This is a genomic window from Streptomyces sp. NPDC002133 (assembly GCF_040296405.1).
GTDB lineage: Bacteria > Actinomycetota > Actinomycetes > Streptomycetales > Streptomycetaceae > Streptomyces.
In genome coordinates this window covers 1-13,380 of the sequence record NZ_JBEOXF010000019.1, presented here as the reverse complement: position 1 = coordinate 13,380, position 13,380 = coordinate 1, and the positions used below count along the sequence as shown (strand labels likewise).

The 13,380-nt window shown below is 71.6% G+C and carries 10 protein-coding genes; 1 reads left to right on the top strand and 9 read right to left on the bottom strand.

Translation table 11 applies throughout. The features are described from left to right. Nucleotides 1–6: 6 nt before the first annotated feature. From ABT078_RS19680 to ABT078_RS19640, 9 genes are all read right to left on the bottom strand, one after another. A complete protein-coding gene (locus tag ABT078_RS19680) occupies nucleotides 7–1,968 on the bottom strand; it encodes an ABC transporter permease (protein ID WP_502981256.1) in 1,962 nt (653 codons plus the stop codon). A gap of 355 nt (nucleotides 1,969–2,323) precedes the next feature. After that, nucleotides 2,324–3,373: a quaternary amine ABC transporter ATP-binding protein gene (locus tag ABT078_RS19675; RefSeq protein ID WP_351229344.1), complete on the bottom strand. Its 1,050-nt coding sequence runs from the start codon at nucleotides 3,371–3,373 to the stop codon at nucleotides 2,324–2,326. Next, nucleotides 3,370–5,022, bottom strand: coding sequence for a GMC family oxidoreductase (locus ABT078_RS19670; RefSeq protein ID WP_351229342.1), 1,653 nt, complete (start codon nucleotides 5,020–5,022; stop codon nucleotides 3,370–3,372). Before ABT078_RS19670 ends, ABT078_RS19675 begins: the two co-directional genes overlap by 4 nt. 20 nt (nucleotides 5,023–5,042) lie before the next feature. Next, nucleotides 5,043–6,530: an aldehyde dehydrogenase family protein gene (locus ABT078_RS19665; RefSeq protein WP_351229340.1), complete on the bottom strand. Its 1,488-nt coding sequence runs from the start codon at nucleotides 6,528–6,530 to the stop codon at nucleotides 5,043–5,045. 475 nt (nucleotides 6,531–7,005) lie between these two features. Continuing rightward, nucleotides 7,006–7,530, bottom strand: coding sequence for a SixA phosphatase family protein (locus tag ABT078_RS19660; RefSeq protein ID WP_351229338.1), 525 nt, complete (start codon nucleotides 7,528–7,530; stop codon nucleotides 7,006–7,008). A gap of 107 nt (nucleotides 7,531–7,637) precedes the next feature. After that, nucleotides 7,638–8,627, bottom strand: coding sequence for a malate dehydrogenase (locus ABT078_RS19655; RefSeq protein ID WP_351229336.1), 990 nt, complete (start codon nucleotides 8,625–8,627; stop codon nucleotides 7,638–7,640). A gap of 228 nt (nucleotides 8,628–8,855) precedes the next feature. After that, nucleotides 8,856–9,851 carry an XRE family transcriptional regulator gene (locus ABT078_RS19650; protein WP_351229334.1) on the bottom strand — a complete coding sequence of 332 codons (996 nt, stop codon included), beginning with the start codon at nucleotides 9,849–9,851 and terminating at the stop codon, nucleotides 8,856–8,858. Nucleotides 9,852–10,628: 777 nt separating this feature from the next. After that, nucleotides 10,629–11,486, bottom strand: a complete 858-nt coding sequence (locus ABT078_RS19645; RefSeq protein WP_351229332.1) for a DUF3017 domain-containing protein — start codon at nucleotides 11,484–11,486, stop codon at nucleotides 10,629–10,631. A gap of 6 nt (nucleotides 11,487–11,492) precedes the next feature. Next, nucleotides 11,493–12,359 (bottom strand): bifunctional methylenetetrahydrofolate dehydrogenase/methenyltetrahydrofolate cyclohydrolase, encoded by an 867-nt coding sequence (locus ABT078_RS19640; protein WP_351229330.1) that lies wholly within the window; start codon nucleotides 12,357–12,359, stop codon nucleotides 11,493–11,495. A gap of 235 nt (nucleotides 12,360–12,594) precedes the next feature. Here ABT078_RS19640 and ABT078_RS19635 point away from each other — a divergent pair, with 235 nt between their 5' ends. Beyond that, nucleotides 12,595–13,242 (top strand): RDD family protein, encoded by a 648-nt coding sequence (locus ABT078_RS19635; protein ID WP_351229328.1) that lies wholly within the window; start codon nucleotides 12,595–12,597, stop codon nucleotides 13,240–13,242. The last annotated feature ends 138 nt before the right edge of the window (nucleotides 13,243–13,380 follow it).

Sequence of the window (13,380 nt, the reverse complement as noted above, 5' to 3'; positions counted from 1 at the left end):
TGGGGGTCAGCGGTCGGTGCGGGAGGTCCGCTGTGTGATCCGGTCCAGGACGAGGCCGAGGCAGACGATCGCGATCCCGGCCGTCATCCCGATGCCCATCTCGCCCCGGGAGAGGCCCTTCACGACGTCGTACCCGAGCGCCCCGCCGCCGACGAGGCCGCCGACGACGACCACGGCCAGCACGAGCACCACGCCCTGATTGACGGCGAGTTGCAGGGCCGGGCGGGCCAGGGGCAACTGCACCTGCAGCAGTTGCTGCCCGGTGGAGGCCCCGAGCGAGCGGGAGGCCTCCAGCGCGGCCGGATCGACCTCGCGCAGGCCCTGGGTGGTGATCCGGACGACGGCGGGCAGCGCGTAGACGACGGCCGCGACGATCGCCGACGTACGCGTGGCGCCGAAGAGCGCGACCACCGGGATCAGATAGACGAACTGCGGCATCGTCTGCATCGCGTCGAGCAGCGGTCGCAGCCAGCGCTCCAGCCGCCCGGCCCGCGCGCACAGCACGCCCGTGAGGAAGCCCAGCACCAGCGTGACCACCAGCGCGGCCAGCACCTGGGAGAGCGTGTCCAGGGACCTCGTCCAGACGCCGAGCACCCCGATCGCGCTCATCGCGGCGGTCGCGGTGAGCGCGGCGGTCCAGTTGCCGACGAGCCACGCCACGGCGGCGACGAGCAGCAGCACCGACCACCACGGCAGCCAGAGCAGGACGTCCCGGAGCGGGTTGAGGATCCACAGCGTGAACTCCCTCGCCCAGACCTCCGTGAACGTCAGGTTCTCGGTGATCCACTCCTGAGCCTTGTTGACCGGCGTCGAGATGTCGTACGTCCACGCCTCGGGCCACGTCGCGGTGCGGACGGCGGCCGCGGCACCGACCGCGACCAGCACCAGCGCCCAGGCCCGGCCGCCGTGCAGCCAACTCCCCGCGCGCGGCGGCAGGCCGCCTATTCGGTCGCCGGCGGCCGCCGTCGTACGGTCCAGCCAGATGGCGATCAGGACGATCGGGACACCCGCGGCGAACGCCTTGCCGACGTCCGTCGTCGACAGCGCCGAGTACACCTCCTCGCCCAGGCCGCCCGCCCCGACGAGGGCGGCGATGACGACCATGGACAGCGCCATCATGATCGTCTGGTTGAGGCCGAGGAGCATCTGCCGGCGGGCGAGCGGCAGCCGGGCCGTCCACAGCCGCTGCCAGCCGCTCGCGCCGAGCGACTCGGAGGCCTCCAGCGCGGCCGGATCGGCGCCGCGCAGGCCGAGCGCGGTGAGGCGGGCCATCGGCGGGGCCGCGTAGATCACCGTGCAGAAGAGCGCGGCCGGCGTGCCTGTGCCGAAGACCAGCACGAAGGGGAGGAGATACGCGAACGCCGGCAACACCTGCATCGTGTCCAGCACCGGCCGCAGTGCGCGGTCCACGCGGTCGGAGACCCCGGCCAGGAGCCCGATCAGCGCGCCCAGGACCGCGGCGACGGCCACGGACACCACCATCAGCGCGATGGTGATCAGCGTGGCGTCCCACATCCCGAGCAGCCCGCACACGGCGAACGCCCCGAGCGCGGTGAGCGCCACGCGCGCCCCGCGGAGCCCGAGCCCGGCGGCCCGCCACGCGGTCAGGACGCCGGCAGCGAGGACGCCGAGCCAGCCGAGCGCGTCGAGCAGTCGGTAGACGGCGTCGACCGCGTCGGTGGCCGTGTTGGACAGGTGCAGGAGGAAGTAGAGGAAGAGAGGGTGGGTGTCGCGGTTGTCGATGACCCATGCGTTGGCGTCGTCGAGCGGCTGCGAGATGTCGACGGTCAGGCCGGAGGGCCAGCTGCCACCCCCGAGCAGGGCGATGCCGAGCGCCACCAGCACGGCGACGGCCGCGGCGGCCGCGCCGCCCGTCATGAGCCGGCGCCGGCGCCGTTCAGGCTCGGGTGCCGGGCGCCCGCCCACGGCCTTGACGGTCTTGGAGACGTCGTCCACGGTGACGGTCATCGCTGACACCGCCATCCCTGAGACAGACCCGGAACCGCCCGGCCGGCCAAAGTGTCCGTCGTCGAACGACGGACGGGCTCAGGACGACCCGGCACCACCTCGTCGCCGGGAGCGTCCGTCCATGAACGACGAACAGGCTGACGGTGGGGCGGTGTCGACGAGCCGACCCGCATGTCCGTCCACGAACGACGGACGGAATCGATGGGCGACTGCCGAGCGGGCCCCGAAGGAGCGCTGGTCGTGACCGAGGCCCACGGGCCGGGGCGGAGCCCCGAAGCCGGGGTCCGGGACGGAGCTCCGGCGGGGGCTGGGGCGGAGCTCCGGCTCGGGAAGGGGCGGGGTGGGGAAGAGACGCTCACGCCGTCACCTCCCCCACCGGCACGCCCGCGACCACCGCGAGCAGCGCCGCATGGTCGACGATGCCCAGGCACCGGCCGTCGTCCATCACCCGGGCCGGGACACCCGCGCGGGCGACCGCCTCGATGGCCTGGGCCACCGTCGCGTCGGGCGGCACCGCGGGGCCGCCCGCATCGGCGTCGGACGCGTCCGCCGGGCGCATCGCCGTGCGGACGGTCATGACCTGTTCGCGCGGGACGTCGCGGACGAAGTCCCGCACGTAGTCGTCGGCGGGCGAGCCGACGATCTCCTCGGGCGTGCCGAGCTGCACGATCCGCCCGTCCCGCATGAGCGCGATCCGGTCGCCGAGACGCAGCGCCTCGCCCAGGTCATGGGTGATGAAGACCATCGTGCGGCCTTCCTCACGGTGCAGCCGTACGACCTCGTCCTGCATGTCGCGGCGGATCAGCGGGTCGAGCGCGCTGAACGGCTCGTCGAAGAGCATCACTTCGGGGTCGACGGCGAGCGCCCGCGCCAGCCCGACGCGCTGCTGCTGGCCGCCGGAGAGCTGCCCGGGACGGCGGTGCTCGAGTCCCTCCAGGCCGACCTTGGTGACGACCTCCGCCGCCCTGGCGCGCCGCTGAGCCCGGCCCATGCCCTGGATCTGCAGCCCGTATGCGACGTTGTCGAGCACGGACCGGTGCGGCAACAGCCCGAAGTGCTGGAAGACCATCGAGGCGCGGTGCCGGCGCAGTTCGCGCAGCCGGGACCTGTCCATCGACAGCACGTCCTCGCCGTCGATCGCGATCGACCCGGACGTCGGTTCGATGAGCCGGGTCAGGCACCGGACGAGCGTGGACTTGCCGGAACCGGACAGGCCCATGACGACGAAGACCTCGCCGCGCCGGACGTCGAAGCTGACGTCGCGTACGGCTGCGGTGCAGGCGGTGCGGTCGCGCAGCTCGGTGGGGCTCAGCGCAGCGAGCTCCGGGGATCCGGGCACCCGCCGAGCCCGCGGCCCGAAGACCTTCCACAGGTCGCGCACTGCGAATACGGACGGCTCGGTCATCGTGCCTCACTTCCGGTCTGCGGCTGCGTCTGCGCCTGCCGCATCGGCTGCGTCTGCAGCAGTTCCGCGCATTTCTCGCCGACCATCAGGACCGCGATCATCGGGTTCACGGCGGGCATCGTCGGGAAGACGGAGGCATCGGCGATACGGATTCCGTCGAGCCCCCGCACCCTCAAGTCCGGTGACACTACGGCAAGTTCATCGGTGGGAGCACCCATTCGGCAGGTGCCGGCGGGGTGGTACACGGTGTGCGCGACCTTCCGCGCGTACTCGCTCAGCTCCTCGTCGCCCGTCACCTCGGGTCCCGGGCACACCTCCCGCTTCAGCCACTCGGCGAGCGGCGCGGTCTTCGCGATCTCGCGCGCGAGGCGGATGCCGTCGACGAGGGTGCGGCCGTCGTAGTCGTCCTCGTCCGTGAAGTACCGGAAGTCGAGGGCGGGCTTGGTCTCCGGGTCCGCGCTGGTGAGGTGGAGACGGCCGCGGCTGCGCGGCTTGGGGATGTTCGGGGTCATCGACACACCGTGCGGCGGGCGTTCGTAGCCGAGCCGCTCCGGATTGTCGGTGAACGGTATTTGGTAGAAGTGGAACATCAGGTCAGGGCCCCGGTGCTCGGGATCCCGGCGTACGAAGAGCCCGGCGTCGGAGTCCATCGCCGAGTTCTCGGGGATCGGCCCGTGGGTCTCCCAGACGATCACCGACTCGGGATGGTCGAGGAGGTTCTCACCTACGCCCGGCAGGTCGTGCGCGACGGGTATGCCGAGGGCCTCCAGATCGGCCTCGGGTCCGATGCCCGAGTGCAGCAGGAGCCGCGGGGTGTCGATGGCGCCCGCGCAGACGACGACTTCGCGCCGCGCCCGTACGAAGCGCTCCGCCCCGTCCTTCGCGCGGACATGGACGCCTGCCGCGCGCCGGGTGCCCGGGGCCAGCTCCAGCCGGTACGCCCAGGTCTCCAGCAGCAGCGTGAGGTTCGGCCGCTCGTCCATCACCGGATGCAGATACGCGACGGACGCCGACGACCGCTTGTTGTCCTCCGGGTGGTAGGCGAGGTCGAAGAAGCCGACGCCCTCGTGGAAGGGCTTCCCGTTGAAGCCCTCGATGCACGGGACGTCGAGCGCGGCCTGGGCGGCGTCGACGAAGTCGCGGGCGATGGCGTTACGGTCCGCCTCGTCGACCGGCACGATGTGGTTGAGCAGCCGGCCGTAGTACGGGTCCATGGCGGCGGCGTCCCAGCCGTCGGCCCCCGCCTCCGCCCACTCGTCCCAGTCGGACGGCAGCGGCTTGAAGGCGATGAGGGTGTTGTGCGAGGAGCAGCCGCCGAGGACGCGGGCGCGGCTGTGCCGGATATGGGAGTTGCCGCGGGGCTGTTCGGTGGTGGGGTAGTCGTAGTCGAGTTCGCCGCCGAGGAGTCCCATCCAGCGGCGCAGCGTGAGGACGTCGTCCCGGTCGGCGTCGCTCGGGCCGCCCTCGATGACGGCGACGGTGACGTCCGGGTTCTCGGTGAGGCGGGAGGCGATGACGGATCCGGCGGTGCCGCCACCGACGACGACATAGTCGTACTCGTACTCGTGCTCGTGCTCGTACTCGTGCTCGTGCTCGTGCTCGTGCTCGTGGTCGTGCTCGTGGTCGTGCTCGTGGTCGTGCTCGGTCATGCTCTTGGTGCTCCCCGTGATCAGCCCGCGAACCAGCGCACGGGGCGCGGGGCGAGGTTCTGATAGATGTGCTTGGTCTCGCGGTACTCGGCGAGTCCGGCGGGCCCCAGCTCCCGCCCGATGCCCGACTTGCCGAAGCCGCCCCACTCCGCCTGCGGGAGATAGGGGTGGTAGTCGTTGATCCACACGGTCCCGTGCCGCAGCCGCCCTGCGACGCGCCGCGCCCGTCCGGGGTCACCGCTCCAGACGGCGCCCGCGAGCCCGTACTCGGTGTCGTTGGCGAGGGCGACGGCCTCGTCCTCCGTAGCGAACGTCTCGACGGTCAGAACCGGCCCGAAGACCTCCTCGCGGACGACGCGCATGTCGCGGTGGCAGTGGTCGAGAACGGTGGGCCGGTAGAAGTAACCGGGCCCGTCGGGCCGCGATCCCCCGGCGCGCAGCACCGCCCCTTCCGCCAGCGCGGAGGCCACGTACTCCTCGGTCTTCGCCAGCTGCTGCGCCGAGACGAGCGGGCCGCACTCGGCGTCCTTGTCGGTGCCGCGGCCGAGGCGGATCTTCTCGGCGCGGCGCGCGAGTTCGGTGACGAAGCGCTCGCGCAGGGACTCCTCGACGATGAGGCGGGAGCCGGCGGAGCAGACCTGGCCGCTGTGGATGAAGGCGGCGTTCAGCGCCTGGTCGACGGCGGTGTCGAAGGCCTCGTCGGTCGCGCACGCGTCGGCGAAGACGACGTTGGGGTTCTTACCGCCGAGCTCCAGGGCGACCTTCTTGACGCTGTCGGCGGCGGCGCGCATCACCTTCGTACCGCTGGCCAGTCCGCCGGTGAACGACACGAGGTCGACGTGCGGGTGCTCGGCGAGGCGGGCTCCGACGGAGTGGCCGGGGCCGGTGACGATGTTGGCGACGCCGTCCGGGAGACCGGCCTCACGGAGGAGCCGGACGAGGGCGACGGTGGTGAGCGGAGTGAGCTCGCTGGGCTTGACGACGAAGGTGTTGCCCGCGGCAAGGGCCGGAGCGATCTTCCAGCTCGCCTGCAGCAGCGGATAGTTCCACGGGGTGATCAGTGCGCAGACGCCGACGGGCTCGTGCACGACCACGCTGTGGATGTCGCTCGACCCGGCGTCGACGACGCGCCCGTTCTCGTTCACGACCAGGTCGGCGAAGTAGGCGAACGCGTCGGCGACGCAGTCGATGTCGATGCGGCCTTCCTCCAGCGTCTTGCCCGCGTCCCGGCTCTCCAGGAGTCCGAGCTCCTCGCGGTCCCGCCGGAGCAGCCCGGCCACGCGCCGCAGCAGCGCGGCCCGCTCGGCCACGGGAGTACGGGGCCACTCCCCCCGGCCCCGGTCGAACGCACGGCGTGCGGCGGCGATCGCGGCGTCGGCGTCCTCGGCCCCTCCTTCCGCCACGACCGCGAAGACGGTGGCGTCGACGGGATCGAGGATCTCTCGTGTGGCTCCAGAGGCGGCTTCACGCCACTCTTCGCCCACGTGAATGGTCAGTTGTGCCGACACGTCGCGTTTAGCCTTCCGTTCCCGTTACGTTCCCCACCAGTAACAACCGGTGATCGGGAGGCCTGCCCCGGGGGGCGGAAAGCATGCGCAACGCGTTCCCGGAAGTGGCCTGATTCACTCCTGACCGGTTGTGCCCCGTACGCCCGGCGGTCGAGTCCCATCACGGGCCGAAGGCCGCAGGTGTCCGCGCCGACAGCGGCAGGCGAGCCACGCCACCGCCCGGCGAACCGGGCACATACGCCTGCGCGGCTGGATAAAAGCACCCTCTTGACATCGGACAAATCGGGAGGATACTTACAGCTACACCAGAGAACCAGAGACGAGCCATACGCGTCGGAGGAGACGTCCGAAGATACGCGTGACCCATCCCTCGGCTCCGGTTAGGCCCCCGGCAGAAACCACGAGGACCGGAGTCTCAGCGACGACTGGGACACGGAAATCGGTGCGGACTACCGGGGACTGTTTTTGTCTCCGGTCATTTCTTCGAACCCCTGGCCACGACGAAGGCCCTCAGGCGAGCGGCGCCGGGAGCGAGCGCCGGCCAGCCGCCGTGGAAGTCGAGCACCGCGAAGGCGGACGTCGGGAACTTCTCGGTCATCCGGGCGAGGGCGTCACCCTCGGCCTCACCGCTGAGCGCACCCGCCAGGTCTTCCATGCCCGGGTTGTGGCCGACCAGCAGGGCCGTCGCCACCTCCGCGGGCAACTCCCGCAGAACGTCGATGAGTTCGGCCGGATCCGCACCGTACACCCGCTCGTCGTGGCGGACCGGAACCTGCGCGCCCAGTTCACCGGCCGCGAGTTCCCAGGTCTCGCGTGCCCGCCGGGCGGTCGAGCAGATCACCAGGTCGGGGACGTACTTCAGCTCGCTCAGGAGCCGTCCGGCAGCGGGGGCGTCCCGCCGGCCGCGTGGTGCGAGGGGGCGCTCATGGTCCGCGACGTCCGGCCAGGCGGACTTGGCGTGCCGCAGCAGCACCAGACGGGCCGCGTCTCGCTCAGTCATGCGCCCAGGTTCGCAGAGAGCACTGCGGGGCGCTACGCAACGGCGCAGCGCCCCACAGTGGCGTCGGTTCGTGCTCTCGTACGTACGCGTACGTACGAGAGCACGTACTAGATGAGGCCGAGGCCGCGGACCGCCTCGCGCTCCTCCACCAGCTCCGCGACCGACGCGTCGATGCGGGTGCGGGAGAACTCGTTGATGTCCAGGCCCTGGACGATCTCGTACTTGCCGTCCTTGCAGGTGACGGGGAAGGAGGAGATCAGGCCCTCCGGGACGCCGTAGGAGCCGTCCGAGGGAATGCCCATGGAGGTCCAGTCGTCCTCGGCGGTGCCGTTGACCCAGGTGTGGATGTGGTCGATCGCGGCGTTGGCGGCGGAGGCGGCCGAGGAGGCGCCACGGGCCTCGATGATGGCGGCGCCGCGCTTGGCGACGGTCGGGATGAAGGTGTCGGCGAGCCAGGCCTGGTCGCCCACGACCTCCGCGGCGTTCTTGCCGGCGATCTCCGCGTGGAAGATGTCCGGGTACTGCGTCGCGGAGTGGTTGCCCCAGATGGTGAGGCGCTTGATGTCGGTGACGGCGGCGCCGGTCCTGGCGGCCAGCTGCGAGATCGCGCGGTTGTGGTCGAGGCGGGTCATCGCGGTGAAGCGCTCGGCCGGTACGTCCGGGGCCGCAGCCTGCGCGATGAGCGCGTTGGTGTTGGCCGGGTTACCGACGACGAGGACCTTGATGTCGTCCGCGGCATGGTCGTTGATGGCCTTGCCCTGCGGCTTGAAGATGCCGCCGTTGGCGGAGAGCAGGTCGCCGCGCTCCATGCCCTTCGTCCGCGGGCGGGCGCCGACCAGCAGCGCTACGTTGGCGCCGTCGAAGGCGACGTTCGGGTCGTCGGTGATGTCGATGCCCCGGAGAAGCGGGAAGGCGCAGTCGTCGAGCTCCATGGCGGTGCCCTCGGCGGCCTTGAGTCCCTGCGGGATCTCCAGGAGGCGGAGCTTGACCGGCACGTCCGCGCCGAGCAGCTGGCCCGAAGCGATGCGGAAGAGCAGCGCGTAGCCGATCTGGCCGGCCGCGCCGGTGACGGTGACATTCACGGGAGTGCGGGTCATGGCGATCTCCGTAAGACAGCTGGCGGTGGGGGTCCCTGCCCCTGGTGCTGGATATCTCCACCGTACTGATCGATCTCTCGACGTGAAGAGATATCCAGCGGTCAGGCTATCCGACGGCGCCCTCTGTGGCCCGCCACCCCCTTGTGGTCCGGCTCACTGGCCCACCGGTCCTTTGCACGGCCACTCGCCACCCCCGTGCCGCCCTCGCCGCTCCCCCGTGCGGCCTCGTCACTGCTCCTCGGTGCAGCCCTTCGTGCCCGTCGTCAGCGTCGCGCATGCCTTCGCGTCGGACGCCGCAGTCACGGCGACCATGGGGGTGTACGCGTCCTTGTCGGCGTTGACCAGGCCGTTCTGGCTCGCGCCGTCCGCGGTGATCGACACCTTGTCGCCCGGTGCGGCCTGGGTGATGCGGGCCCACGCGGCCGCGCACGTCTTGCTGTAGCGCACCTCGACGAGGGCCGTGCCGACCTTCACCCGCGAGGCGGTCGTGGCGAACTGGCCGCCGCAGCCCATGTTCTCCGGGTCCTGGCCGGTGCAGTCGGCGCCCGAGCACTTCACTCCGACGGGCAGCTGCGGATCACTCGTCGTGGGGGCCGCGCTGGGCGACTGGGCCACGTTCTTGGCGCCGCCGTCGTCGCCGCCTCCGCCGAGATCGGTGAGGAGCACGGCCGCCGCGACCACGAGCAGCGCGCCGACGACGCCCGCGAGGAACATCGTCATCTTGCGCCGCCGACGGCCCTGGTCCGGGGCCACCGCAGCGACGCCGGCGTGGGGCGGCGGTACGGAGCGCCCGCCGCCCTGCGCGGGAACGTACGCCTCGCGGTCCCGGCCCGTCGGCGGCGCGGCGGTCCGCGACGCCCCGGCAGCCGGGGCGGCCGGGCCTCCGAACTCCCCCAGCGCCGCCCGCGCCTGGGAGATCCGTATGGCCTCCATGGTCATGTCGTGGCGCATCTCGGAACGGCTCCAGGCGCGCTCCGCGAGCTCCCACATGGTGGTGAGGTGGATCGGGTTCGTCCCCGTCACCTCGGCGAGTGCGACGATCGCGCCCTTCGGCGCGAGCAGCCGCCCGTTCAGATAGCGCTCCCACGACGTCTTGCTGTAGCCGGTGCGGTCCGAGACCGCCGCGATGCTCAGCCCGCTGCGGTCGACGAGCCGGCGCAACTGGCCGGTGAACTCCCTGACCTGTGGGTCGAGCTCTTCCGGTAGCGCCTTCCAACGAGGCATTGCCCCCCCTTGTCCCCCCGAACGTGCCTGATGTGCCCCCGCTCCCCCTTCGCCCCGGGGCGTGGGCGGACCCCCGTTCCACCCCGCCACGCTCTCGGACGCCCGCCTGACCCGCCCGTGGGAAGACGACCGGGGTGGACTACCCAGAGGGATGCGCAGAGCCAGGATGACAGTTCCTGAGCGCGGGGCGCACGGGGGCATTGAGGGCGGCTGCTCTCCCCCGAGTGCGCCCCGCCCCGAAGCCCGCACCAGTTTCGCATCCGTTGCCCGACGATCACACCATGGCGGAACCGTCACTTCCGTGACACAGGCCTCGGCTGTCTCTTGAACGCGTTTGGCGCGTGCATGACGCTGTTGCACATGACGGCATCCGCCCTCCCTCGGGGGAGAGGGCGGACGCCGTCACCTGGTCGCACGGCTCGGCGTACCGAAGGCGGGCCCGAGCAGCCCGTGTTGCGGATGAGACGCGGAAGGGGCGACGGGGCGGGCGTGGGAACGCGGATGAGGGCAACGGGCGGGTGCGGGCACGGCGCGGGCGCGCCAAAGGATCATGCCGACGCCACCCTCTTCTGCAGGTCGGTGTCGAACATCCCTCTCACGCTCGGACGATTCGGCGCGCCGGTCGGCCGGTCGGCATCGCACAACGCACAACGCAACCGTGCAGCCGGACTCATCAACTTATCTCGACGTCAAGATACTTGACTGCGAGATGCGTCGGGAGCCCCGAGACCTCTCCGTGCACACGTCACACGTCACACGTCACACGTGAAACGTGACCTAACGGACGGTGAAGCGGACCACTTCCTCCAGGAACGGAATCTTCAGCCAGGGCCGCGGCTGGGTCATGAGGGCGAGCAGCACGATCACGGTGCCGAGCAGGCCGTACGTCACCATGTCGGTGAAGCGCGAGCGCACCGCCAGCATGCCCACGGAAGGCAGCCACCGGCGCAGCGCCGCGCCGGTGAGCAGAGCGACGCCGACGAGGATCGTGCCGACCCGGAACGCCTGCGGGAACGGATCCGTACCGACGATCAGCAGCCCGAGCGCCGTGAGGCCGATCACGGTGAGCAGCGGCCACTGGCGAGCAGGGGCGGAGGCATCGCCGGGCGCGGCACGGCCGCCGCCTTCGGGGCGGGCGGTGTCGCGCGTGACGGTGGGCGGTCGGCGCGACCTGCCCGCGCCTGCGGTGTCGGGAGCCGCGCCGGGGGCGGCTGTTCCCCGCTCGCCGGGGCGGGCCCCGTTGTTCGCGCTGGAGCCATTGGCGCCCGGCTCGTCGGTGCCGCGGCCGGTGGCGTCGCCGGGGCCGATGTCGTCGGGCTCATGGGCGTGCCCGTTCGCGCGCGCGCGTCCCTCGGCGACCGCTTCGGGTTCGGCGCCGCCCCGCGTGGCGCCGGCCCTGCCCGACCGACCGTTGGTCCGGCCGTCGCCCTGCCCGTTCGCCTGGCCGTTGGCGCGCGCCCTGTCCCGGCCGTTCGCGTTCTCCGACTGCGCCGGTTTCTCCGGCTTCTGCGACTGCTCCGGCTTCTCCGGCCCGGTGCCGTTCGACGACGCCGCTACGCCGTCGGTCCGACGCGCGCCGGCGGCGGTGTCGGAGTCGTGGTCCGGGGTGTCCGGCCCCGGTGTGGGCTCGCCCATGTCCCGTCAGCCCGCAGCGCCGGTCACGGCGCGCTCCGCCGCCTCGACGACGTTGACCAGCAGTTGCGCCCGGGTCATCGGGCCGACCCCGCCCGGGTTCGGGGCGACCCATCCGGCCACCTCCGCGACACCGGGGTGCACATCGCCGACGATCTTGCCGGTCTCGTCACGGCTCACGCCGACGTCGAGCACCGCGGCGCCCGGCTTGACGTCCTCGGGCTTGACCAGGTGCGGCACGCCCGCGGCCGCGACGACGATGTCGGCCTGCCGCAGCTGCGCGGAGAGGTCGCGCGTGCCCGTGTGGCACTGCGTCACCGTCGCGTTCTCGGACTTGCGCGTCAGCAGCAGCGGCATCGGCCGGCCGATCGTCACGCCGCGGCCCACGACCACGACGTGCGCACCGTTGATCTCGACGCCGTGGCGGCGCAGCAGCGTGACGATGCCCGCCGGGGTGCACGGCAGCGGGGCCTTCTCGTTGAGCACGAGCCGCCCCAGGTTCATCGGGTGCAGCCCGTCGGCGTCCTTGTCCGGGTCCATGAGCTCCAGCACCCGGTTGGTGTCGATGCCCTTGGGGAGCGGGAGCTGGACGATGTAGCCCGTGCACTCCGGGTCTTCGTTGAGCTCCCTGACGACCGCCTCGATCTCCTCCTGCGTGGCGGTGGCGGGGAGTTCGCGCTGAAGGGACGCGATGCCCACCTGCGCGCAGTCGCGGTGCTTTCCGGCCACGTACTTCTGGCTGCCGACGTCGTCGCCGACCAGCAGCGTTCCGAGGCCGGGCGTCACGCCCGCGGCCTTGAGCGCCGCCACGCGGGCAGTCAGGTCGGACTTGATCGCGGCTGCGGTGGCCTTGCCATCGAGAATCTGGGCGGTCATGCCCCCATCCTCGCGGATGACCCCGCTCCTGTTCCAATTCGGGGACTTCGGCGAGGACACGAGGTTGCACTTGCACAACACATACGGTTATCGACTGGACAAAAAAGCGAGAGTAAGACGACGATGATCCGCGCAGTGCCGCGGGCAGTGTCGGGGGGCAGACCGCTTGATTCTTTGTGACGTTCCTCCGGTTCGGACCGCGTCGTCCCCGCAAACCCGACGGAGGAATCCCGCCATGAGCTTTGGCGACCCGAACAACCCTTACGGGCAGCAGCCCCAGCAGCCCCCGCAGGGTCAGCCCGGCTACGGCTACCCGCAGCAGGCCCCGCAGGGCGTGCCCCAGCAGGGTTACGGCTACCCGCAGCAGCCCGGGCAGTACCCGCAGCAGCCGGGTCAGTACCCGCAGGCCCCGCCGGTCTCCCCGTACGGGCAGCAGCCCGGCTACGGAGCGCCCGGCTACGGCCAGATGCCGGAACTCGCCCACTGGGGCCTCCGGTTCGCCGGCGCTCTGCTGGACGGCGTGATCATCCTCGTTCCGTACTACGTGCTGCTGGCCATCGGCGTGGCCATGAGCGACCCGTCGGGCAGCGGCGGCGCCGCGGTGGTGGGCATCATCGGCGTGGTGTACGCGATCGGCATGGGCCTCTACAACATCTACCTGGAGGGCAAGACCGGTCAGTCGATCGGCAAGAAGGCCCTCAAGATCCGGGTCCTGAAGGAGGCCGACGGCGCCACTCTCGGCTTCGGCATGGCTTTCGTGCGCAAGCTCGCGCACATCCTCGACGGCCTGCCCTGCTACATCGGTTACCTGTGGCCGCTCTGGGACAGCAAGAAGCAGACCTTCGCCGACAAGGTGTGCAGCACGGTGGTTGTCCGCGCCTGACGCGACACGACCGGCGAACGAACGGGCGAAGTGGCGGGGGGGCCCCCCGGGGGGGGGGGGGCCCCCCCCCCCCCCCCCCCCCCGCGGCGCGGGGCGAGGCCGCCCCGCGGCGCGCGGGGGCCCAGCTGCGACAGGGCG